At 68.5% G+C, this 19,321-nt stretch carries 30 protein-coding genes; 4 read left to right on the top strand and 26 right to left on the bottom strand.

Translation table 11 applies throughout. The features are described from left to right. The first annotated feature begins 121 nt into the window (after nucleotides 1–121). Nucleotides 122–904, top strand: coding sequence for a transposase family protein (locus tag ID574_RS43490; RefSeq protein ID WP_188194880.1), 783 nt, complete (start codon nucleotides 122–124; stop codon nucleotides 902–904). Between the two features lie 7 nt (nucleotides 905–911). Here ID574_RS43490 and ID574_RS43485 read toward each other — a convergent pair whose 3' ends face one another. Then, the gene (locus ID574_RS43485) at nucleotides 912–1,220 is read right to left on the bottom strand and encodes a hypothetical protein (protein WP_188194879.1); all 309 of its coding nucleotides are present in this window, start codon (nucleotides 1,218–1,220) and stop codon (nucleotides 912–914) included. Nucleotides 1,221–1,582: 362 nt separating this feature from the next. On the opposite strand from ID574_RS43485, the gene ID574_RS43480 reads away from it, so the two are divergent. After that, nucleotides 1,583–2,365, top strand: coding sequence for a transposase family protein (locus ID574_RS43480; RefSeq protein WP_188194906.1), 783 nt, complete (start codon nucleotides 1,583–1,585; stop codon nucleotides 2,363–2,365). A 172-nt stretch (nucleotides 2,366–2,537) separates the two neighbouring features. Here the strand turns inward: ID574_RS43480 and ID574_RS43475 are convergent, their stop codons facing one another. The 6 genes from ID574_RS43475 to ID574_RS43450 form a co-directional block, all read right to left on the bottom strand. Then, the gene (locus ID574_RS43475; RefSeq protein WP_188194878.1) at nucleotides 2,538–2,747 is read right to left on the bottom strand and encodes a DUF397 domain-containing protein; all 210 of its coding nucleotides are present in this window, start codon (nucleotides 2,745–2,747) and stop codon (nucleotides 2,538–2,540) included. Then, nucleotides 2,748–3,605 carry a helix-turn-helix domain-containing protein gene (locus tag ID574_RS43470; RefSeq protein ID WP_188194877.1) on the bottom strand — a complete coding sequence of 286 codons (858 nt, stop codon included), beginning with the start codon at nucleotides 3,603–3,605 and terminating at the stop codon, nucleotides 2,748–2,750. Between the two features lie 42 nt (nucleotides 3,606–3,647). After that, nucleotides 3,648–4,382 carry a winged helix-turn-helix domain-containing protein gene (locus tag ID574_RS43465; protein ID WP_188194876.1) on the bottom strand — a complete coding sequence of 245 codons (735 nt, stop codon included), beginning with the start codon at nucleotides 4,380–4,382 and terminating at the stop codon, nucleotides 3,648–3,650. A gap of 135 nt (nucleotides 4,383–4,517) precedes the next feature. Continuing rightward, a complete protein-coding gene (locus tag ID574_RS43460) occupies nucleotides 4,518–4,721 on the bottom strand; it encodes a ClpX C4-type zinc finger protein (RefSeq protein ID WP_188194875.1) in 204 nt (67 codons plus the stop codon). Next, complete coding sequence (locus ID574_RS43455) at nucleotides 4,718–5,143, bottom strand: ASCH domain-containing protein (protein WP_188194874.1); 426 nt, start codon at nucleotides 5,141–5,143, stop codon at nucleotides 4,718–4,720. Before ID574_RS43455 ends, ID574_RS43460 begins: the two co-directional genes overlap by 4 nt. Continuing rightward, nucleotides 5,140–5,463, bottom strand: coding sequence for a hypothetical protein (locus ID574_RS43450; protein ID WP_188194873.1), 324 nt, complete (start codon nucleotides 5,461–5,463; stop codon nucleotides 5,140–5,142). Before ID574_RS43450 ends, ID574_RS43455 begins: the two co-directional genes overlap by 4 nt. A 245-nt stretch (nucleotides 5,464–5,708) precedes the next feature. On the opposite strand from ID574_RS43450, the gene ID574_RS43445 reads away from it, so the two are divergent. Next, the gene (locus ID574_RS43445; protein ID WP_188194872.1) at nucleotides 5,709–6,191 is read left to right on the top strand and encodes a hypothetical protein; all 483 of its coding nucleotides are present in this window, start codon (nucleotides 5,709–5,711) and stop codon (nucleotides 6,189–6,191) included. 85 nt (nucleotides 6,192–6,276) lie between these two features. Here the strand turns inward: ID574_RS43445 and ID574_RS43440 are convergent, their stop codons facing one another. The 12 genes from ID574_RS43440 to ID574_RS43385 all read right to left on the bottom strand — a co-directional run bounded on the left by ID574_RS43440 (nucleotide 6,277) and on the right by ID574_RS43385 (nucleotide 13,904). Next, nucleotides 6,277–6,477: a hypothetical protein gene (locus ID574_RS43440; RefSeq protein WP_188194871.1), complete on the bottom strand. Its 201-nt coding sequence runs from the start codon at nucleotides 6,475–6,477 to the stop codon at nucleotides 6,277–6,279. A 119-nt stretch (nucleotides 6,478–6,596) separates the two neighbouring features. Next, the gene (locus ID574_RS43435; RefSeq protein ID WP_223167679.1) at nucleotides 6,597–6,839 is read right to left on the bottom strand and encodes an HU family DNA-binding protein; all 243 of its coding nucleotides are present in this window, start codon (nucleotides 6,837–6,839) and stop codon (nucleotides 6,597–6,599) included. Between the two features lie 67 nt (nucleotides 6,840–6,906). Beyond that, nucleotides 6,907–7,578 carry a helix-turn-helix domain-containing protein gene (locus tag ID574_RS43430; protein ID WP_188194870.1) on the bottom strand — a complete coding sequence of 224 codons (672 nt, stop codon included), beginning with the start codon at nucleotides 7,576–7,578 and terminating at the stop codon, nucleotides 6,907–6,909. Between the two features lie 23 nt (nucleotides 7,579–7,601). Continuing rightward, complete coding sequence (locus ID574_RS43425) at nucleotides 7,602–7,982, bottom strand: hypothetical protein (protein ID WP_188194869.1); 381 nt, start codon at nucleotides 7,980–7,982, stop codon at nucleotides 7,602–7,604. Further along, complete coding sequence (locus ID574_RS43420; protein ID WP_188194868.1) at nucleotides 7,979–8,878, bottom strand: deazapurine DNA modification protein DpdA family protein; 900 nt, start codon at nucleotides 8,876–8,878, stop codon at nucleotides 7,979–7,981. Before ID574_RS43420 ends, ID574_RS43425 begins: the two co-directional genes overlap by 4 nt. Nucleotides 8,879–8,882: 4 nt before the next feature. Continuing rightward, complete coding sequence (locus ID574_RS43415; protein WP_188194867.1) at nucleotides 8,883–9,182, bottom strand: DUF4326 domain-containing protein; 300 nt, start codon at nucleotides 9,180–9,182, stop codon at nucleotides 8,883–8,885. Then, the gene (locus ID574_RS43410; RefSeq protein WP_188194866.1) at nucleotides 9,175–10,302 is read right to left on the bottom strand and encodes a phage Gp37/Gp68 family protein; all 1,128 of its coding nucleotides are present in this window, start codon (nucleotides 10,300–10,302) and stop codon (nucleotides 9,175–9,177) included. The genes ID574_RS43415 and ID574_RS43410 overlap by 8 nt, the downstream gene beginning before the upstream one ends. A gap of 72 nt (nucleotides 10,303–10,374) precedes the next feature. Continuing rightward, nucleotides 10,375–10,668 (bottom strand): hypothetical protein, encoded by a 294-nt coding sequence (locus tag ID574_RS43405; RefSeq protein ID WP_188194865.1) that lies wholly within the window; start codon nucleotides 10,666–10,668, stop codon nucleotides 10,375–10,377. Nucleotides 10,669–10,805: 137 nt separating this feature from the next. Continuing rightward, nucleotides 10,806–12,767: a DNA cytosine methyltransferase gene (locus ID574_RS43400; protein WP_223167678.1), complete on the bottom strand. Its 1,962-nt coding sequence runs from the start codon at nucleotides 12,765–12,767 to the stop codon at nucleotides 10,806–10,808. Between the two features lie 47 nt (nucleotides 12,768–12,814). Next, entirely contained in the window at nucleotides 12,815–12,988 is a 174-nt protein-coding gene (locus tag ID574_RS43395; RefSeq protein WP_188194864.1) for a hypothetical protein, read from the bottom strand. A gap of 2 nt (nucleotides 12,989–12,990) precedes the next feature. After that, complete coding sequence (locus ID574_RS43390; protein WP_188194863.1) at nucleotides 12,991–13,281, bottom strand: hypothetical protein; 291 nt, start codon at nucleotides 13,279–13,281, stop codon at nucleotides 12,991–12,993. Beyond that, a complete protein-coding gene (locus ID574_RS43385; RefSeq protein ID WP_188194862.1) occupies nucleotides 13,278–13,904 on the bottom strand; it encodes a hypothetical protein in 627 nt (208 codons plus the stop codon). Before ID574_RS43385 ends, ID574_RS43390 begins: the two co-directional genes overlap by 4 nt. A gap of 77 nt (nucleotides 13,905–13,981) precedes the next feature. Here ID574_RS43385 and ID574_RS43380 point away from each other — a divergent pair, with 77 nt between their 5' ends. Next, a complete protein-coding gene (locus ID574_RS43380; protein WP_188194861.1) occupies nucleotides 13,982–14,242 on the top strand; it encodes a hypothetical protein in 261 nt (86 codons plus the stop codon). Here ID574_RS43380 and ID574_RS43375 read toward each other — a convergent pair. The 7 genes from ID574_RS43375 to ID574_RS43345 form a co-directional block, all read right to left on the bottom strand. Then, nucleotides 14,239–14,703, bottom strand: a complete 465-nt coding sequence (locus ID574_RS43375; RefSeq protein ID WP_188194860.1) for a hypothetical protein — start codon at nucleotides 14,701–14,703, stop codon at nucleotides 14,239–14,241. The genes ID574_RS43380 and ID574_RS43375 overlap by 4 nt on opposite strands. A gap of 101 nt (nucleotides 14,704–14,804) precedes the next feature. Then, nucleotides 14,805–16,058, bottom strand: coding sequence for a hypothetical protein (locus ID574_RS43370; RefSeq protein WP_188194859.1), 1,254 nt, complete (start codon nucleotides 16,056–16,058; stop codon nucleotides 14,805–14,807). A 65-nt stretch (nucleotides 16,059–16,123) separates the two neighbouring features. After that, complete coding sequence (locus ID574_RS43365; protein ID WP_188194858.1) at nucleotides 16,124–16,594, bottom strand: hypothetical protein; 471 nt, start codon at nucleotides 16,592–16,594, stop codon at nucleotides 16,124–16,126. Beyond that, nucleotides 16,591–17,040: a hypothetical protein gene (locus tag ID574_RS43360; protein ID WP_188194857.1), complete on the bottom strand. Its 450-nt coding sequence runs from the start codon at nucleotides 17,038–17,040 to the stop codon at nucleotides 16,591–16,593. Before ID574_RS43360 ends, ID574_RS43365 begins: the two co-directional genes overlap by 4 nt. Beyond that, a complete protein-coding gene (locus tag ID574_RS43355; RefSeq protein WP_188194856.1) occupies nucleotides 17,037–17,615 on the bottom strand; it encodes a hypothetical protein in 579 nt (192 codons plus the stop codon). Before ID574_RS43355 ends, ID574_RS43360 begins: the two co-directional genes overlap by 4 nt. 5 nt (nucleotides 17,616–17,620) lie before the next feature. Beyond that, on the bottom strand, nucleotides 17,621–17,971 hold the full coding sequence (locus ID574_RS43350) for a hypothetical protein (RefSeq protein WP_188194855.1): 351 nt from the start codon (nucleotides 17,969–17,971) through the stop codon (nucleotides 17,621–17,623). A gap of 199 nt (nucleotides 17,972–18,170) precedes the next feature. Continuing rightward, nucleotides 18,171–19,043, bottom strand: a complete 873-nt coding sequence (locus ID574_RS43345; RefSeq protein WP_188194854.1) for a hypothetical protein — start codon at nucleotides 19,041–19,043, stop codon at nucleotides 18,171–18,173. Between the last annotated feature and the right edge of the window lie 278 nt (nucleotides 19,044–19,321).

Below are 19,321 nucleotides of genomic sequence, written 5' to 3'. Positions count from 1 at the left end.
AGGACAGCCTGGACGATCGCGCAGGTCATCGCGGGCACGTAAGGAGACGGGTTGGCATGACAAGAGGCTCTCGGTAAGACAGCAGTCGACCAAGATCCGATGCCTCTACCGGAGAGCCTCGTTGCTGTCTTACCCTGCCGCGATACCGCTGTCCAATCACACCCTGATCCGCCTGGCCGAGCTGATCCGCGCCCGGCGGGCCGAACGGCGCTGCCGGTGGCGGCGCCTGGATGCGGCCCGGCAAGCCCTGCTCGTGCTGGCCCACCTGCGCAATGGCGACACCTACGCGCGTCTGTCCGCGGGGTTCGCCATCAGCACCAGCACCGCCTGGCGCTACGTCCGCAAGGCGGTCGACCTGCTCGCCACGCTCGCCGACGACGTCCACGCCGCCGCCTTACGCGCCTGCCGGCTGGCCTACGCCATCCTCGACGGCACCCTCATCCCGATCGACCGACTGGCCGACGAGCGGCCGTACTACTCCGGAAAACACAAACGCCACGGCATGAACGCCCAGGTCCTGGCCGACCCAGCGGGCCGGCTGGTGTGGGCCTCACCCGCCCTGCCCGGCGCGACCCACGACCTAACCGCGGCACGCACCACCGGCCTGATCGACGTCCTGACCACCGCGAAGGTGAAGACCTTCGCCGACAAGGGTTACCAGGGCGCAGGCGGCACGATCCGCACGCCGTTCAAGCGCCACCGGCTCCGGCCGCCGCTGTCGCGTCACCAGCGATCGGTCAACCGTGCTCACGCCCGCATCCGCGCCCGCGGCGAACGCGCCGTCGCCACCTTGAAGACCTGGAAGGTCCTGGCCCAGCTGCGCTGCTGTCCGCACCGCACCACCCCGATCGTGCAGGCCATCCTCGTCCTGCAACTCATCGAGGAGCGCCGTTACTCAGGATGAAAAGGGCTCAGTACCAGTAAAAGAGGTCCTGGTAATCCGGACCTATGAAGCTCTGGACACACGTCGCGTCCTCGACCCCTCCCAGCTTGGCCCAGTCGGCGACCGCTTGGCAATGGCCAATACGATAGGGGTCGTGGAACGTCTTCACATAGTGCCACTTCGCTAGCGCCGAGTAATCCTGTGCAGCCGCTGGCGACGCGCCCGCTCCCGCAAGGAAAACTCCAATCGCCAAAGCAGTCATAGAGGTGTGGGCTCCGCGTCGAAACATGGTGAGTTCCCTTCTGGACATCTGAACCCCGGCATAAGTCTCAGCCATCTGTTGATCTGTATCAGTCTTAGCTCGCCACCGAACTCTGTCAGCCATGCAAGCTCTGTCGTAACGTTGGAATATCATGGCGGCCAGTCATAGACCCGTCCACGACCACTGCATTCATTAATCACAGGCAGTGATCACATTACGCCCGCGACCTTCTTCCTATGATCATTCTGACGAGCTTCCGCCCGGGCAGCTATCCCGAACATGCATGATTTTCTTCGTTCAAGGGATTGACGGAGGGTTTTCCAACCTGAAGCTGCAGGTCGGGAGCGGGATACGTAGGCAGGCTTGATCGACAAGTAGAGGAGCCCCTGGTACAAGGGTTGTCGACCAAGATCAACCGCTGGACCAGAGACTCCGAGCTGCTGTTCTACCGCGCCGCCATCCCGCTGTCCAACTGCACCCTGACCCGCCTGGCCGGCCTGATCCGCGAGCGGCGAGCAGAGCGCTGCAGCAGATGGCGCCGGTTAGACCCCGCCCGGCAGGCGTTGCTGGTCCTGGCCCACCTGCGCAACGGCGACACCTACACCCGCCTGGCCGCCGGCTTCGGTATCGGCACCGCCACCGCCTGGCGCTACGTCCGCGAAAGCATCGACCTGCTGGCAGCACTCGCCGAAGATGTGCAGGCCGCGGCTGCCCGAGCCGCCCGGCTCGCCTACGCGATCCTGGACGGCACGCTCGTCCCGATCGACCGCCTGGCCGATGAACGGCCGTACTACAGCGGCAAACACCAGCGCCATGGGGTGAACGTCCAGATCCTGGCCGATCCTCTGGGCCGCCTGGTCTGGGCCTCGCCCGCCCTGCCGGGCGCCACCCACGATCTGACCGCGGCCCGCACCACCGGCCTGATCGACGCGCTGACCAGCGCCGGCGTGACCACGTTCGCCGACCGCGGCTATCAGGGCGCGGGCGGCACCATCCGCACGCCGTTCAAGCGTCACCGCTACCGTTCCCGGCTGTCGCGGGCGCAGCAGGACGTCAACCGCTCCCACTCCCGGATCCGGGCGATCGGCGAGCGAGCGGTGGCGACGTTGAAGACCTGGAAGGTTCTGGCCAAGCTGCGCTGCTGCCCACGCCGCGCGACCGCTGTGGTGCACGCCATCCTGGTCCTTCAGATGATGGAGGAGAACCGCTACTCAGGATGAAAAGAGCTCATTCAATATCGGCAGGCCGAGAACATCATCGCCACCGCCGACTTCACCGTCCAGAGACGATAGCTCCCGATCCGCCGCTGCGCCGCGGCTCACGAGGGCCGCGGCCAGCGCACGTCAAGACGCGCCGCCCGAGCGTGGTTGGCGCGGCCTTGAGGGAGGAGAGCTACCCTTCCGACGCAGAATGCCATTCCGGCAGATCGAACACCCCTCGGTGCGCCCCCCGCACGAAGTACCACCACTCCTCCGGCGTGAAACTCAGCACCAAGCCGTTGGGGCGACGGCTGTTGCGCACCTCAACCCCGCCGTCAGCGCCGCGGCGCACCTCCACACAGCCGCCCGACTCCGACGCCGTCACCCAATCCTCGCCCAGCACTTATTCGATCTCCTCTGCCACGCGTGCGATGAACGCGGCCGATTCCTCGCCCGGCAACGCCAACGCCTGAAGCCGACTCAGTAGCCGACCATATTCCCGCACGCGTGGACCGCGATCGAGGACCCCTCCCCCGCCCGCCTCGATGAACAGCGCCTCCCCCAGCCATGGCATGCTCAGCAGCACGAACCCGCCCGCCATGCCCGGGTGCGCGCCCACCTCGCGCGGCAGCACCTGGACGGTCACGTTCGGCCGGGCCGCCTCCTCCACCAGCCGGTCGAGCTGCTCCCGCATAACCACGGGACCGCCGACGTGCTGCCGCAGCACCCCCTCGGCGATGACAGCGTGCACGTGGACGGGGTCGTCGCAGCGGACGATCCACTGCCGCGCCAGCCTGGCCCGCGCCTTCAGCCGGACCAGCGACGGCTCGTGGTCGAACCAGTCGGCGGAGATGACCGCGTGCGCGTACGCCTCCGTCTGGAACAGGCCGGGGATGAGCAGCGGGTGCCAATACCGGATCTGCTGGGCCTCGGTCTCGAGAGCGACGTACTCCTCCAGCTCTCCCAAGGCGCGCCGATGCGGCGCCCAGTATGGGGTGACGCGGGCGCTGGCGACGAGGTCCAGGCACTCCTCGCGCACCTTCTGGTCGCCGTCGTACAGGTCGAGCAGCAGCCGCACGTCGCCCGGGGTGACGTAGCGGTTCTTCCCGCGTTCCAGCCGTGAAAGCGCGGACGGCGTGAACCCGGTCTGCTGGGCGACCTGCGCGCCGGTCAGGCCGCGGGCCTCGCGGAGCCGGGCCAGGCGCACGCCGAGAAGCCGGAGGCGGTACGGAGGGCTGACCCGGGACTCAGACATGACCATCCCCCGGAATGTAGAGGCAATGTAGACCCGGCCGCCAGGTTTTCACCGTGTGGTGCGGCGATCCCGATCCACGCCCGTGCCGGGGGCAGGGCCGGCGAACCTCCCTTTGCCCGGGATGTGGTGGATCAGCCCTTCCTCGCGGAGCGGGCGCAGCGCGATGGCGATGGTGATGGCGGCCAACCCGTACTCCTCCATCAGCTCCTGCTCGGAAGGGAGCGGGTCGCCAGGCTTGAGTCGGCCGGAGGTGATGGCGTCGCGCAGGTCTTGGACGAGGCGGCGGGACGGCGGCACCGGCGGGCTGACCTTGCCGTGCTCGGTCACGTAGGTGCCTTTGGCGTGCACCGTCTCGACGCGGCCCTGTTCGCGGAGATGTCTGATGGCGGCCCGCACTGTCTGGCGGCTCACCTTGTGCCGGGCGCCTAGTTCGAGTTCGGACGGCAGCAGATCACCTGGCTTGTACTCGCCCGCGTCGATCTCGGCCGCGATTGCCTGTGCGACCTTCAGGTAGGTGGCGTCACGCCGCCCGGACGGCCTGGCCGGGTCTCCGGCCACGAACGTGCCGCTCCCGTGACGGACCTGGACGCGGCCTTCCTCTTGCAGGAGGGCAACGGCTTCCCGGACCGTGGCCCGGGACACCTGATACGTCGCGGCGAGTTCTCTCTCGGATGGCAGACGGTCGCCGGGCTGAAAGGTGCCGTTGTCGATGGCGCTGGTGATCCGGGCCGCGACCGTGACGGGTTTAGCGACGTGGGGTCTCGCGGCGCGGCGTTGGATCATGGCCCTACCGTACCTCAGCACGCACCTGTGTATAGATGCGCGAAAGGCCCCGACAGGACGGGTGGATGCCTGCCGGGGCCTTGGGTGTGCGCAACGGAGTATGCAGATCACGCGCGCATGGGGCACTCTATGTGGTCATCCGCCCGGTTGGCCAGACGGTTTGGGGCACTCTACACGCTGCCCGTCCTCCTTCTTCGCCTCCTCGATGAGGATGACCGCGAGCTCTACACAGTGCTCGCAGATCGCCATGCCCGCGCCCGTCACCACGATCCGATTCGGATGTGGCTTGCCGCCACACCAGTCGCAGTTGGTCTCCGGGGCCACCCATGGTCTCGTCATCGTGGCCGCCCTGCCGCGCCGAGCTGGTCGAGCACGGCGGCCTCGACCTCCGGCGGCACCTCCCACACGTTCTGCCAGCCCCGGCACCGCACTGGCTCGCCGAGCGGGCGCACATTCTCCAGCAGCCAGTGGACCTGGCCCGGCTCCGCCCATGGCGACGAGGCGTCTCGTGTCACGTCCACGAGGTCGGCGACGGCCACGACCGCGCCGAACAGGAACCGTGGGTCGTCGCGCTCCAGCGGTACTTCCGATCGGGCGGCTTCCATGATGCGCCAGTCCCAGGCCCCGGCCTCGTCCCAGCGAAGCCCCGCGTGGATGGCGATTTCGCCTCGGTGACGGGTGGCGCGCGTGCGATTCTCCACCGGTTTGAGGTTCGCCGCTATGGCCCACGCCCACGGATTCCACACGGTGACTGCCTTCACGCGGCTCCGCCTTCCTGCGCGAACACGTCGGGGTGGCTGGCCTTCCACTCCAGCCAGTCCGGCGTCACCTCATCGCAGACGGTGTGGATGCGGGCGTCGTCCTCGGACTGCCAGGCGGCGATGTAGGCCGCTTTCTCCTCGTCGGTGAGCTTTATGACCTTGTCGGGGCTGATCTGGTCGTTGGGCATGTGGCCGTGCCAGGTGACGAACAGGTCGCCGTCCTCATCCACGGCGGTGACAGTGCCGACATGGTCGGGCCAGACGAGGCTGCGGACGTAGTTGCCCGGGAGGAGGGGGTCGTTGGTCGCAGGATCGTTCATGATCGTTTCCATTCGTTGGCGGTCCGCCATCAGGGCGTGAGATGCCTGTCCGCGTGGCTGTGTCGGTCGGAGAGGCTTGATCGGTTGCTCATTGAGCATATCTCTTGAAACACCTTTGCATAGGTGCAGGAGGCTCTCGGCACCTATGATAAACGGACATAACGGACATGCTTTTGTCGTGAGACACGCCACGGACTACGGTAGAGATCACGCCCAGCACCACCGCACACCACCAGGAGCGCCACGTGGCCCGCCGCCAACGACCCGACCCACGCCAGGTCACCTTCCAACCCCCCATACCTGGCACCCATGCGTTGGCGCAACCGCAAACACGCTCCGGACCCAACCCCGTCCGCACCAGAGCCGTCCAGTGGACCAAGGGCATCAACACCGGCACCCGCTTCGACCAGGACACGATCGAACGCATGGACCTCGCGTGTGCACGTACCGGCCTGGGTCTCCAAGCCGTGTGGGAAGCCGCGATCAACTGGTACTGCGACCGGCTCGGCATCCCCGCCGAGATGCCGCCAGGCAGCGAAAAGGCCGCTATCCCGCGCCCTAGCGAGCGCGCAGCCGAGGCCGGCACGCTCATCACCGTACGGATCACCCCGAACACGCGCGCCCGACTCGTGGCAGGCTGCCATCGCACAGGTTTGGGCGGGCGGGAGTTCATCCCGCAGGCGTTGAACGCGTGGTTCGACCACCTTGACGAGACCGACCAGCCCTAGGACGCGCGCCACGCCCGCATCACATCGGCGATCAGCTCGGCCACCGCTAGCGCCCGCGTCCGCCGTACCGCAGTCGCGCGCTCGATCAGCGTGCCGCTGCGGCGCCGCGCCGGCCACCCCCAGCCCGCGCCGGGCCAACCGTGCCGAGCAGGTTTCCGGCGACGAGCACGTAGTAGCGGCCGTCGTCCAGCCCGGTCGGCACGACCTGGGCGGCGTCGAGTTCGGCGGTGTTGTACCAGGAGCGGCGGCGCAGCGGGTCTCCGCCGATCTCTCGTTCTTCGCTCATCGGTCTTCAGTGAAGCACGAAGGGCGCGGACCGTGGGTCCGCGCCCTCGCGCCTCCCGGCCGCCGGTCAGACAGGGCGGCCGGCCACCGCCTCCGCGAAGTCCGACCCCGCGGTGAACCTCACCCGCATGTCGCAGGCACCTTCACCTCCGCCTGCGTGGCGGGGTTACGAGCCGTCCGCGCTTTACGCAGCGTGGACTCGAACTTCCCCCACCCGGCCACCGACACCTTCCCGCCCTCGGCGACCTCCTGCTTGATGACGGCCAGGACCGCGTTCACGACCTCGCTCACGTGCCTGCGGTCCTTCGGGGTTTCGGCGCCGACGTGGTCGGCGACGGCGTCCATCAATTCTTGCTTGTTCACCCTGGTTCTCCTTGTCGTGCGGATCTTTTGGGGCAGCGTACGACGGCTGTTGGCGTAACCGCCAACGTCAGCACGCCTGTGGGAGTTCGTCCCGTTCGGCGAGGCGCTGCTTGTAGTAGGTCACCGTGGACCCCCCCACGCCGAGCAGGCGCGCGATCTGCATCGTGCCTTTGCCCTCGGCCAGCAGCTCCCGGGTCTGCTGCACCTTCTCCTCGGTGGCGGGCTGGCGTGGCCGGCCGCCCTTCTTCGGCTGCGGGGGGCCGTCTGCTGGCTTGCCCGCGCGGTACCACCGCTCGTTGCAGGCGCGGCACCAGCCGCGCTCTTGCACCCGAACCGGACGGAGATTGCACGCGGTACACACCAGGAACCGGGGCGCACCGCCGGTGTTCAGCTGCCACCAGACGACGCTCTGCGTCGGCGCGAAGAGGCCGTCGTTGCGAGGCTCGACCGTACGTGTCACCAGCCCGGCCTGTTCCATGCGCCGCATCGCCGAGTCCAGGTACACCGGCCTGTCTCGGACGAGCACCCGTTCCAGTTCGCCTGTCGTGAATCGGGACTTCGGGTAGCGGCGCAGGTGGGCGAGAATGAGCGGCATCATCCGCTCGTAGTACGTCGTCGGGCGTCGGCTCCCGCCGTTCACGTGGTGCTCATAACGGAGAATCGTTCGCTCGCTGACGTGGAGCTGTTCCGCGATCTGGGAACGAGATAACCCCGCCCGGGAAAGGTCGAGGAACTCCATGAGGCGTTCCCACTTGTCTCGTCTCACCGGCCCGCGCCTTCCTCCTCGGCGTGGGCCTGCGCCTCTTCCAGCGCGAGCCCGTCCATCAGCTCCCTCATCCGGGTACCGCGCGTTTCGAGCCCTCCCTGCTCGGCGATGAGAGCGGCGGCACGGCACTGGGCCTCCTCGACGGTCAGGCCCTCGGCCTGCATCAGCGCCCTGATGAGCGAGTCCATGCCGTGGGCGGCGTCCTCGGCCGCGGCGGCGATGACCGCGGGCACGCCGTCAGCGGTCGCGAGGGTGAGCCCGTCCACGTCGCGGGCAACGCTCCGCGCGAGGTACGGCAGGAAGTCGGCGGGCTCGACCGGCGGCACCTCGTCCTCGGCCGGGCTGGTGGTGGGGATGTCGTTGAGCTGGGTCATCATGATCTCCTGTCGTAGATGGGGATGCCCGGCCGGTATCGCACGCGCGGCGGCTCCGCCCTGGTCAGGGACGACAGCCCCTCCCCGTAAATGCCAGGTACTTCCATCACCGTGTGCGGCGGCGCGGCTGGAATGCTGGCCAGCATGCGCGCACGCCAGGCCAGCGCGTAGACGGGGCAACTCGAACAGGTCTTGCCGCCGCGGGGATGGGTGTGTTCGGGGACTTCGATGTAGATGTCGTCAGCGTTCTCGCGGGCATTCCTCGACCAGGCCGTGGAGTCAGCCGAGACAAGGAGATGCCCGAACCGGCGCAGACCGAGGGTCTTCACGCCGAACCCGTGCATCCGCAGGCCCAGGCTGGCCAGCGCGCCGAGAACGCGTCCGATCTCCGGCGTGCTCTGCATTCGGCACACCGACCCGACGCTGACGAGCGGCGCCCGCGTCAGGTCGATCCCGCGCCGCGCGTACATATCGACGTGGCGCAGGAAGGCGTCGCGGCTGTCGCCCTGGAGCGGCGGCACAAGCGGGCAGTCCGGCCCCCACTCCCCACGCAAAGTGATGTAGTTGTCGATCGACAGGTGTTGGTGGCCGTTCACCGACCGGCCCGAGCTGGCGAGCGCGGGCGGCTCGCACATCCAGTCCTGGCAGGCCGCCCACCGCAGGTTGCCGATCTCTTCGGCGTACCGGCGTACTGCCCGCACGTAGTCGATTGCCGTGACCGTGTACTCGCCCCGCTGCGTGACCTGGTTGAAGCCACCCGAGTCGAGAATCCACGGCACCACAGCGCGCGGCAGCTCACCCTTGATCTTGGCCAGGCGCGGGTAGGCGACGCAGAGCGGCACGCCCACGTCCTCCCGCTTGAGCCAGGAAGGCGCGTTGGTCCCGAGGAAGAACTGCATCGGGTCACCGCCTGGCCGCCATCGCGGCGAGCAGCACATCCCCGTGGCAGGGAGAACCCTCCTTGCACCAGCAGGCCACATCCGCATCGGCGATCTCCGCGATGGCCCGCTCCAGCAGCTCCGGCCGCTCGGCCAGGTAGAGCCGGTAGAGGTCAAGGGCGTTCTCGAGCCCGTACGTGGCCACGGTGAACGGGTTCGCGAACGGCGACCCCGGCAGGCCGGGCGCGGGCCGGCCGATGTAGACGGCTCCCTCGGGGACCTGGCCGTGGAATACGTCCCCGGTGACCTTGACGCGCCTAGGCATCCGGGTACTCCGTCCACGTCTGGCCGTCCAGGACGGCGCCCGCCTGGTGCTTGCCGACCTTGGCCATCAGCCACGTGCGGGAGTCGCCGGGCTGGTGGCCTTCGGCGATGTAGCCGCTGGATTCGAGCTGGATGACCTGCTTGCCCTCGACGACTTCCAGGTGGACGGCCTCCACGTGGCCTTCGTCGGTCTCTTCGAGATCGCCGTACAGCGGGCCGATCGGCATCCACTCGCCGTGCAGCTTGAAGAAGAACGGCACGCCCGCCGCGGTGCACTGGTCGCGGAGGCCGCGCGCCCAGTCAGGGTGCATCGGCCGCGCCTTGGGGCCGGACTCGCCACCGGCCACGACCCAGTCGAGTGCCCGCTCGCACGCGTCGTGGCAGTCGCCTTCGTCGCCGAGACAGTCAGGGTCGCCCATGGGGCACGGCCCGTCGCCGTATAGGACCTTGTCCAGGTTGATCGGGCCGAGCAGCGGTTCCGCGCTGATCCAGCGGGTGGCGATGTGCGGGGTGTCGAGCAGGATCGGGATGCGGATGTCGGCCCACTTCTGGTTCTCAACCGACACACCGATCTGAACGTTCGGCAGCGGCCGGACCGGCATCCAGTACCCGTCCGCGCTGCCGTCGTCGTCGGTGAGCTGCATCGGCGACGCTGAGCGGTACTTACCCAGCATCCGGGCTTCGGTGATCTCCTGGCCGTACTTGCCGACCGCCCGCCAGAAGCCATCGGAACGGAGCACCGCCCGCATCCGCGCAGGCCGCTTCGTGAGGATCAGGTAGGTGTGCTGCGGCGTCATCGCCATGACCGCGAACGCCTGCGCGATCATCTGGTCGGGCACCTGGTCGTGCCAGAGGTCGGACATGCTGTTGACGAAGATGCGGCGCGGGTCGCGCTTCCTCAGTGGCATGTCGAGCCGGTCCGGATGCAGGAGGATGCCGGTAGTGGCGCCGATCTGTGGCCCGCTGAAGCGGCGGCCAGCAACCCGCATGGGCGTCTGCCGCTCTATGTAGCAGCCGAGACACCCCTCCGACAGCCGGTCGCAGCCGGTGACGAAGTTCCAGGTCAGGCCCCGTCGCCCGTCAGGGCCGAGTAGCCATTCGATGAGGCTGTCGTCGCCCATGATTGTTGATCTCCTTCGTGGTGGTGGGGGCGGCTCCCGCCAGCCCGTGGCCGGCGGGAGCCTGGGGTGGGTTCAGGAGGTGGTGGTGGTCTGCTGGGCGGCGTGGCCGCGTTTGGTCGGGTGGCCGAGGGCCTTGTCGGCGTCGTAGGCGACACAGCCAGAGCAGGCCGCGCGCTCGGTGGCACGGGCATCGTCGAACATCACGTCGCAGGTGAGGGCGTGCACGCAGTGTGGGCACACGTTCTTGATGTCGGGGTTCTGCCACCAATAGCCGTAGGTGTAGGCGCCCTCCATGCGTCCATCCGCGTAGAGCCAGCCGCAGTAGGTGTAGGCGTGCAGCCCGCCGCGTCCGTTGCCGTAGTCCACCCAGTTGCTGTGTTGGGTGATGACGTGCTTGGTCTGGTCGATTCCAGGTCAATGGCCATCGGGAACCTCTCTGTCGTGGTGGTGGGTGGCCCCGCCCGGTCGAGCGGGGGTGGTTGGTTTGCGGAACCGCCAACGAACTACTCGTCGAGCTGTTCCGCGTGAAGGGATGCACGAATTCGTCTGCCTATCCACTCTCCGACCGGAGGGCTGACGGCGTTGCCGAACCCGTCGATTTGGTCGCGTGCGCTCCCCCAGACGATGAAGGTGCCCTTGCGGCCCGGGAAGTCCACGTCGAACCCGCAGCCGGCGCCGACCTCGTGCTCACCCATCATCCGCAGATGGCACTCCTCCAGCGGCAGGTCCGCCAACATCTCCCGCCATTGGGCGTGCAGCAGCGCCGTGGTGTCGTGGGTGGTCAGAGTGCCAAGCGGGTCCGACATGGGGTGCGGCGCGGTCGCGTCCGCCGAGCTGCCGTTCTGCTTGTACCAGCCGCTGAACATCAGGGCCATCGTGTTGTCGGCGATGACGGTCTTCAGCGGCTCGTCCACGCCCGCGATCCGCCGGTCGGTGCCCTGATTGAACTGGACGGTTGCCGCCGCCGTGAGCAGGCCGGGGAACTGGTCGGACGTGATGGTGGGCATCGCCTCGGCGTGCGATGTCGGTAGCGTGTTCTGCCGGAACGGTAGGACACCAGCGGACAACAGCCCCAGCGTCTCCGACCCACCCTGCGTGGGCAGCGGCTCATCAACGCCGCGGGGTGCGCCCTGGTAGTTGTCCACGGCGGCGAACAGAACCGCTTTCTCGTGCGTGGTCGTGACCGTGTCCATCGGCTTGGTGATGTGCTGGCCGTCGCCGTTGTGCCGGTGCGCCGCAATGATGTGCCCGGTCACCAGGGACACCGGAGGCGTGAACAGCGCCTGCGTGTTCGTCGCCGTCTGCGAAGGCAGAGGCTCGCGTAGATTGCGGGTGCGGCAGTCGGAACCGGGTCGCTCGTAGGTGTTGCCCGCGGCGGCGATGAGCGCCCCGGTCGAGAGAATCGCCGTCTCCTGCTGGCTGGTCTGCGTCACCAGCGGCTGCCACGGGTGGCGTTCGGAACCGCGTTCGGCCTTGGCGGGCATGAGCACCGCCGGGAAGTCGGCGAACTTCTGCCTGCACCGCTCGGCGCGGGCTATCGTGGACGGCGCGAGCCGGCTCCAGACTGTCTCGCCCGTCTTCTTGTCGGTGTACTTCTTCAGCGGCCTGTCGCCGATCTTCTTGCCCAGGTTGGTCAGGTCCAGGGCGTTGATCGCTGGCGCGGACGGCGGGATCACGATCCGGCGGCAGGAGGGGCACCGGTATTCGTACTGCTTGCCGTAGCGGACGCTGCCGGTGGGCGGGATGCCCGTCCGCCACGTCCACACGGCCTGCACGATCTTGCCCTCGAAGGAGCACCACGACTCCGGCCGGTGGTCGAGGTCCGGGGCGGGCAGCTTCTCGTCCCAGAAGACGCCATACCACCGGTCGCGGGACTGCGGCACCCCGAAGAACATGCTGTTGAGGTACAGGACGCGGTGCTTATACCCGAGCAGGCCGAACTGCTTGAGCCACCACCGGTAGGTGCTGCCGTCGCCGTACTTCTTGCCCGGCACTCTCGGACCCCACGAGTACAGTTCCGTGGTGCACTCGATGAGGATCATGCGCGGATGGTGCTTGGCCGCGTATTGCAGCGCGCACGTCGCCGTCGCCCGGTCCTTTTCCGATCGGGTGGCGCGCTCCTCGAACTCGGGGTCGTCCAGCTCGAACAGCGCCAGGCCCAGTTGGTACGCCTTTTGTGTGTTCGCCTGCGAGTGATTAACGCATGAAATTCCGGCGACGAGGAGATCCGCTGGGGGAAGATCCTGGACGGAGTGGTAGTCGGACGAGTCCGGGTCCACCAGGTCCGCGATCCAGTGTTCGGCGTGCGGGTGGTTCCTCTCGTGGACCTCGACCTTGTAGGCGTTGTGGTTCGCGGCCAGGATCGTCGTGAATCCGGCTCGTTCGATCCCCTGCGTGAGTCCGCCAAACCCGCTGAAGAGGTCAACGGCGATGAGGTCGTCGTGGCGGAACCGGCGCTTGCGCACGGCGGGGCGGTGTGTCGCAGTGCGGCGCTTCTGCGAAGGGCGGCGGCTCACTTGGCCCCCTCAGCGTCCGGCTCCAGCGGGAAGCAGGGCTCGGTGAGCTGAACGAGTGCGATCATAGCGCCCTGGCCGTCGCCGATACGTCGGCAGTAGTTCAGCTGGTTGACGATCGCCTCCCGTTCCTCGGGAGTCTGCGGGTGGTGGAACAGGTGGTGGCAGGCCATGGCTACTCCTGGGTGAGGTGTTGGGTGAGGGCCTTCGCCCATTCGGCCGGTAGGTGCGCTCGCATGGTGGCGAGGTAGTGGCCCGGGTCATTCGGGAAGCTGTCGCCGTTCATGCACATGTCGGTGAACGCGGACCGTTCCCGGACGCGCGCCAGGTGTTCGCGGAAGGACCGCCAGTTGCCGCCGTGGGCGGCGGTCAGGGCTCTGGCGAGGTGTTCGAGCAGCGCGGCCAGGTGGCGGGCAGACTCTTTGTCGCGCCCGTGCTTGGCGGGCTGGCGGTTGATGGTCGTCACGACCCGCTCCCGGCCTCGGGCATGGGCAGGCCGTACACGATGACGCGGCCCAGGTCGGCCTTGTCAGGGTCGCCCCAGGACACGAGCCGGATCTTCCGATGGGTGAGGGCGTGGAGGGAGATGCCGCGCGGCCCCTTCCGCGCCGTCATCGTCACCTCGTACTCGGCCATCGGGAAGCGGACCGAGTACCACGGCGTGGCGGGCCGTCCGGACCGGACGATGGCCTCCACGCTCGGGGGCGCAGGCGGCTCCCCGCACCAGCAAGCCGCCGAGAGCGTGCACCGGCGCCGCTGCGGCCGGGTCCGGTCGCGGAGACGCGGCAGCCGGCCCGACAGCATCGGACACGCCTTGATGGCGTAGGCGGCGCACTCCGGGTGCTGGGCGGGTTCGGGCACGTAGCCGTACCCGAAGTCCATGGGGCGGGCCATGAGCACCGCGGCGTCGGTGAGTGGCTGGGCGCAGAGCTGGCACAGGCGGCCGGTGATGCACTCGGCGACGCGGTTGTGGTCGATCTGCCCGAACTCGGGGGTGCCGTCCGCGTGCCGGAGGGTGATGAACGGGATGACCATGCCGTTGTAGGTCTCGGCGTAGGCGAGTTGGATGGGGATCGCAGTGTTGGCCACTGCCTTCCTCCTGCGTGGTGGTGGTTCTGGGCTGGATGACACCGCCCGTGGCGGGGCGGGGTCGTACGATCGGATGCGTGGATGAGCAGGTGTGGACGGTCGCCTGGTGGGGCGACGGATGGGGCGTTTGGCCAGGCGAGACACCGGACTGCACCGCGCCGCCCGCCTACGCCACCGGCAACATCACCCACGCCGCGCCGGAGGCGGCGTCACACTGGGCGGTCGGCGTCGTGCCGCCGCATCCCCGGCTGCGGGTGCGCTGCCCCTACGCCGGCGACCCGGACGGCGAAGCGCGCTTCCGCGCCCGCGCCGCCCGCCGCCGCTGGTGGCGCCGCTAGTAGGAGGAGATGTTGCGCGGCTTGTCGCAGTTGACCCGCGCCGACTCCTCGACCGACGCCCGGAACTCCTTGCCGGTGTCGAACGTGCCCGCGACGCCGACCTTGGCGCGGTAGCGGCCGGACAGGCACGGATGGTGGACCAGCACGTACCGGTGATTGGACGTCATGTGAGGGAAATGCTGGCTGTTGACCGCCAGCCACGGGGCGCCGAACGTCTCGCGGTACTCCAGGTTGATGGACAGGAGCTGGGTGGCGACGCCGGACGGCTTGGTGCATGACTCGTTGACGAGGACGCGGACGCGCGGCTCGGCCGACCCGATCCGGACGGCCTCGACATGGACCGCCCGCGTACAGCCGAGCGCGCCGGGCTTGTACGGGTCGGTGGTTTTGCCCTTCGCGCCGCATCCTGCGGGCTCGGCGGCGAGGAGTACCGCCGCCACGGCGAGTGCTGTGAGTTTCACGGTTGGCTCCCTGTGGGGTTAAGGATGCCCCCGCCCGCCGGCGAGGGCGAGGCCGTACGATCGATGGGTGGCGCGAGCCCGATAGCCGCGGGCTCGCGCTTCTACTGCTCAGCCAGCGCCCGCTGCGCGGCGGCGCGCTGCTCTGCCTCGGCCCGCTGCTGGGCCAGTTCCTGCTCCCGTTTCGCGAGCCGGGATGCCTCGTGCTCCGCCTCCCGGGCTCGGTACGCTGACCGTTTCCGGAATCCCGCTTGCTCGATTGCGTCCAACTCGACGAGCCCGCGGTAGTGGTCGAGGAGCTGTCGGACGACCTGGCCCATCTGCTCTGCGGTGGTCTCGGGAACGCGGCCCTTGCCCTCCCGCCACGGCTCGAACCACCGCCACCGATCCTCGCTCGGATAGACGACGCTGTACGAGGCGAACGTGATCCCGTTGATGTTCGGCGCGTGCGGACCAGCCTGGTGGTAGGCGCTGTCACCCCACGCCCAGCGCGGCTTCTCCCAGTCCGAGGGGACGTCGTCGCCGTACTGCACCGTCACCGCGTCGTCGCCGCCCGTGTCGCGTCGGAACTCGTGCGGCCCGATCCAGATCACACCCAGGCCGGCGACGGCGTAGCGGACGCCGGGCCGGTCCAGGTCGATCGTGTGGATGAACCGGTAGCGGCGCGTCCTCGGCTTCTTGTCCTTGGCGGCGCCCTTGGTGATGGTCACGTTGTGCCAGGTGACCCCAGGACAGCCGTCGTCCTCGTCGATCGGGTCGGGGCCGAGCCCGTGCAGTAGGTTGGGGTCGAAGCCGCCGATCTGCTTGAGGACCGCGTTCAGCGCCTCGGCGACGTCCTCCCGGGAGGGAGCGGACCCGGCCTGCGGCTGCATCACCGCACACCAGTCTGGGCACCGCTCGCCCTCCGGTCCGTTGCAGAAGGGGCATGGCCCGTTCTTCGGCACCGTCGCGCTCGCTGGGTAGACGTCCTCGACGGGCCAGAACTTGTAGGTGTCCTCGACCTCCTCGACCTGGCCGGTGCGGGGGTTCTCGACTTCCTTGGTCTTGGTCCGCTCCACCTTCGGAGCCATGATCCACACGGCGGCGTTGTCGTCGATGATGGCGCGTCCGTACCCGCCCCAGAAGAAGCGCGGCTGCACGTGCGTAGCCTCCGGGTTCTGCCCAAAGATGCGCAGGCAGTTCCGGATCGAGTACGGGTTCATGCGGGCGCAGAACGCCCGGAACCCGTCGATCAGCTCGGGCTTGTCCCTGATCGCTGCGGCGATCTGCACCTCGGCGCTCTTGGCGGCGGCTCGTCCGTTGTCCTTGCGGGCCTGCCAGGCGGCCAGTTCCTCGGGGGTCATGTCGGTTCTCGACACAGTGATTCCTTCCTATTGGTGGTGGGGTGGCTGGCCCGCACGGAGCGGGCCAGCCGGCGAGGGGTCTAGTTGGCGTTTCCGCCAACGTTGCTCGGGCGGGGGCCGATGTACCTGGTGATAAGCCGCTCCAGGTCGGCTCTCGTGTTGTTGCTGTAGAAGAGGTCGTGGCTGACGTTGGCCAGGCCGATCAGGCGTTCCGCCCGGTAGGACACGTGGACCACCTGCTTGCCGTGCGTCTCCTCGATCGCGTCCTCCGGGTCGTCGGGCTCGGCCAGCATGTACTCCCAGATGGCGAACTCAAGCCCTGGGTCGTCGTCGGAGACCAGCGTGCCGTCGATGAACATGTCGCCGTTGTCGCGGATGTTCACGAGCCACGCGCCGCCGTTGTCGAGGGCGAGGTGGCCCGCGTAGCAGCAGCCGGTGCCGCAGTCGGAGCGGAACACCGCCTGGTCCCAGTAGGGATCGGTGCCGATCTCGTCGGCAAGGGTGATGCGGTCGAACGCTCGCCACGCGCGCTCGGCATAGATGGTCGTCATGCTGATCTCCTCGTCTTGTTGGCGGTACCGCCAACCGAATACGGGTTGAGCCGCCATGCGTCGGCGGCGGCTTCCAGTGCGGCGTACAGCTCATCGTCCGCCGATTCGGGGAACGAATCGGCCCATTCGGCGACCCGCAGGTACGCCAGGCGCGGGAGGGTGCGGCGCTTCGCGCGCTCTTGGCGGCAGCGGGGCAGCCGGTGGTAGCGCACCAGCCAGGCCAGGGTCTCCTGGACGAGCGGGACGCGCACGCGCGGCACCCCGCCCACGAACACGTCCCCGGCGACCGCGCTCATCGCGCCGACCGGGCAGAACCCGTGACCGGTTGTGAGGCGGCCGATGACGAAGTCGCCACGCACCCGCCACGTGCTGCGCATCAGCTCGACTGAGTCCCGGATCAGGTCCACCGGAGTCGGCCTGGCCGCGGGGGTGAGCAGGTCAGTCATCCCTCGCCCCGCTCCCACGGGAAGCTGTCCGGGTCGAGGACCACGGCCATCGTCGGCCACCCCTGCGCGATGAACTCCGCCTCCGCCTCGCACACGGTCCACGTGACCACGGACCACACGCCGTCCTCCTCCGCGGCCACCGCCCAAGACGCCCACGCCTGGTCACCCCAGCCGTTCACACCGATCGGGCCGGCGGGCCGGTAGGCGCGGCGCCCGTCCGGGAGGACGACGTGGTGGTAGCGGTGAGCAGTGCAGTCGCGACACCAGATGAGGTCGGGGTCGGCGTAGTGCAGGTCCAGGCCAGTGCCGGTCCACTCGCCCAGGCCGGGGACGGCGTCCGGCTCCTCCTGCGGGTCGCTGAGCTTGGGACAGCCGGGCACGTGAACGACGGTGACGTCGTAAGGGCGGGAACCCCACGAGCCTCGGCTGACGCCGACGTGCCGGACAGTCGGGTAGGTGTGGGAGGCATCGGGGCTCGTGTATTGGGGGCTGTTCAGGACCTCGCGCGGCAGGTGCCGCGTGGTGCGGTAGCCGTTCGTGCCGGGCAGTTCGGGCAGGACAGGGATTGCTGTCATGGAGTTCAGTCCTCCAGGGTGAAGTCCGGATTCCACAGGCGACCCGCGTGCAGGTCCGCCAGCTCCGCCGCTCGCGGGTCGCTGTCGAGCGCGGCTCGGTAGTGCTTGTGCGCCCGCTCCCACGCCTCCTCCATCAGGGCGGGGGCGCGCTCTGTGACGCTGGCGGCGCGCTCGTAGCCGAGCGGGTTCTGGTCCGTAATCGCGGGCGGCCACGTCACCGACCCGCGCGCGTGTCCGGCTTCGAGCATCTCGGTCGCCTCGGCGAGAACCACGTCCATGCCGTGGATCTCTCGGGCGATGCTCAGGTAGGCGTCGGCGTCCGGGTCGCCGGTGGCGACGAGCTTGTCGTTGTGCATGGGCGTTGATCTCCCATCGCGTCGTGCGGTGATCGGGTTGGGGGTTGCGGTGTGGCCCGCGCGGTGCGTTATCGTGGGAGCACTGGTCACGTACTCCCTGTGGTGGTGGGGGTTCATAGCTGGTTGGTGAGCCGGACCCATGTGGCGATGGGTCCGGCTCAATGCATGTTCGGGGTTCGTTTGCCATACCGCCAACGAATTAGCCCGCGTAGGTGTCGTATTGCCGGGCGAACTGCTCGACGTGGTCGAGCATCCCGGCGACGTTGTCGGCGCCCAGCTCGGCGATGTAGTCGGTGCTGTCCCCCACCTGAAGGCCGAGCGTCTCGTGGACCCATCCGTGCGCCCTCTCTCGCACGTCGGCGTAGACCGCAGGGAGCAGTTCGTAGAAGTCGGCACCCGCTGCCGAGGCCAGAACGGCGGCGATGGCGACCGTGACCGCGTCCAGGACGTGCTCGGGGCGGGCGCCGGCGGCCCGCGCGTCGGCGAGGACCTGGGACGGGGTGAGGGCGGCGATCTGGTCGGCGGGGACGGCGGTGAGGTGTTGGACCATGGCGTCCGCGACGTCGGCGGGCAGGCTGTCGAAGGTGTCCCAGTCGTCCAGGGCGTCCTGGTGATGGCTGGCGGCGAGCCAACTGCGTGCCCTGTTTTCCGTCTCGGCGCGGACCTGGCCGATCACCTCCCACACCTCCAGGCCAGGGGTCGAGGGGATGCGGTCGCGGGCGATCTGGGAGATGACCCGGCCGAGGCGGACGGTGGTGGTGGCTTGGCCACTCAGCGCGGCCCACTCGTACATCCTGCCGTCGAAGAGGGCTCGCTCGATGGCGTCGAAGGCGTCGGCGGCCCGGTTCGGCCAGTCCTGGTCGTCGGCGGTCATGAGCTGGACGGCGTGGGCGTGGACTGTGGCGGCCGGGATGAGCGGGTGGTGGTACTGGCGGAGCTCGGCGGTGATGGCGTCGGCGACGCGTTCGATCTGCTGGGCGGGGGTGGCTCCTTCGCGTGCGGCCTGCTCGCCGACGTCGGCGGGGCTGGGGCGGCCAGTGGGGATGTCGTACTCGGGGGTGGGCAAGTGCATGGCGTCCTCCGGCTGGGGTGTTTGGCCTGGTCACTGCATATTTGATCTTGTGTGGAGCTACCTCCAGTCTACCTCTGTTCGCACATATGTATATGTAACGGATTGATGCAGCTCGCAGCGTTAGCGCTGTACGCGATTCTGAGCCAAGATCATTGTTGGCGGTAGCGACAACACCAGAGAGCGCCTGTTCGCCTGCGAGCGGCCACCATGAAGACCATTCCGCGCGTCTCTCGCGGCCACGCCGACGCCAGCAGTCGCCACGCGGCCCGCACCTGCCG

It is taken from the genome of Nonomuraea sp. SYSU D8015, from assembly GCF_008065375.1.
Classification (GTDB): domain Bacteria; phylum Actinomycetota; class Actinomycetes; order Streptosporangiales; family Streptosporangiaceae; genus Nonomuraea.
The sequence above is the reverse complement of the archived record's forward strand: the minus strand, read 5'-3'. Positions and strand labels throughout refer to the sequence as shown.

Coding starts and splice junctions, on each gene's coding strand:
- ID574_RS43485 (WP_188194879.1), bottom strand. CDS start 1,220: ATGGCTGAGACTTATGCCGGGGTTCAGATGTCCAGAAGGGAACTCACC.
- ID574_RS43470 (WP_188194877.1), bottom strand. CDS start 3,605: ATGGTCATGTCTGAGTCCCGGGTCAGCCCTCCGTACCGCCTCCGGCTT.
- ID574_RS43465 (WP_188194876.1), bottom strand. CDS start 4,382: ATGATCCAACGCCGCGCCGCGAGACCCCACGTCGCTAAACCCGTCACG.
- ID574_RS43460 (WP_188194875.1), bottom strand. CDS start 4,721: ATGACGAGACCATGGGTGGCCCCGGAGACCAACTGCGACTGGTGTGGC.
- ID574_RS43450 (WP_188194873.1), bottom strand. CDS start 5,463: ATGAACGATCCTGCGACCAACGACCCCCTCCTCCCGGGCAACTACGTC.
- ID574_RS43440 (WP_188194871.1), bottom strand. CDS start 6,477: ATGAGCGAAGAACGAGAGATCGGCGGAGACCCGCTGCGCCGCCGCTCC.
- ID574_RS43430 (WP_188194870.1), bottom strand. CDS start 7,578: ATGGAGTTCCTCGACCTTTCCCGGGCGGGGTTATCTCGTTCCCAGATC.
- ID574_RS43425 (WP_188194869.1), bottom strand. CDS start 7,982: ATGATGACCCAGCTCAACGACATCCCCACCACCAGCCCGGCCGAGGAC.
- ID574_RS43420 (WP_188194868.1), bottom strand. CDS start 8,878: ATGCAGTTCTTCCTCGGGACCAACGCGCCTTCCTGGCTCAAGCGGGAG.
- ID574_RS43415 (WP_188194867.1), bottom strand. CDS start 9,182: ATGCCTAGGCGCGTCAAGGTCACCGGGGACGTATTCCACGGCCAGGTC.
- ID574_RS43410 (WP_188194866.1), bottom strand. CDS start 10,302: ATGGGCGACGACAGCCTCATCGAATGGCTACTCGGCCCTGACGGGCGA.
- ID574_RS43395 (WP_188194864.1), bottom strand. CDS start 12,988: ATGGCCTGCCACCACCTGTTCCACCACCCGCAGACTCCCGAGGAACGG.
- ID574_RS43365 (WP_188194858.1), bottom strand. CDS start 16,594: ATGACGACCATCTATGCCGAGCGCGCGTGGCGAGCGTTCGACCGCATC.
- ID574_RS43360 (WP_188194857.1), bottom strand. CDS start 17,040: ATGACTGACCTGCTCACCCCCGCGGCCAGGCCGACTCCGGTGGACCTG.
- ID574_RS43355 (WP_188194856.1), bottom strand. CDS start 17,615: ATGACAGCAATCCCTGTCCTGCCCGAACTGCCCGGCACGAACGGCTAC.
- ID574_RS43350 (WP_188194855.1), bottom strand. CDS start 17,971: ATGCACAACGACAAGCTCGTCGCCACCGGCGACCCGGACGCCGACGCC.
- ID574_RS43345 (WP_188194854.1), bottom strand. CDS start 19,043: ATGCACTTGCCCACCCCCGAGTACGACATCCCCACTGGCCGCCCCAGC.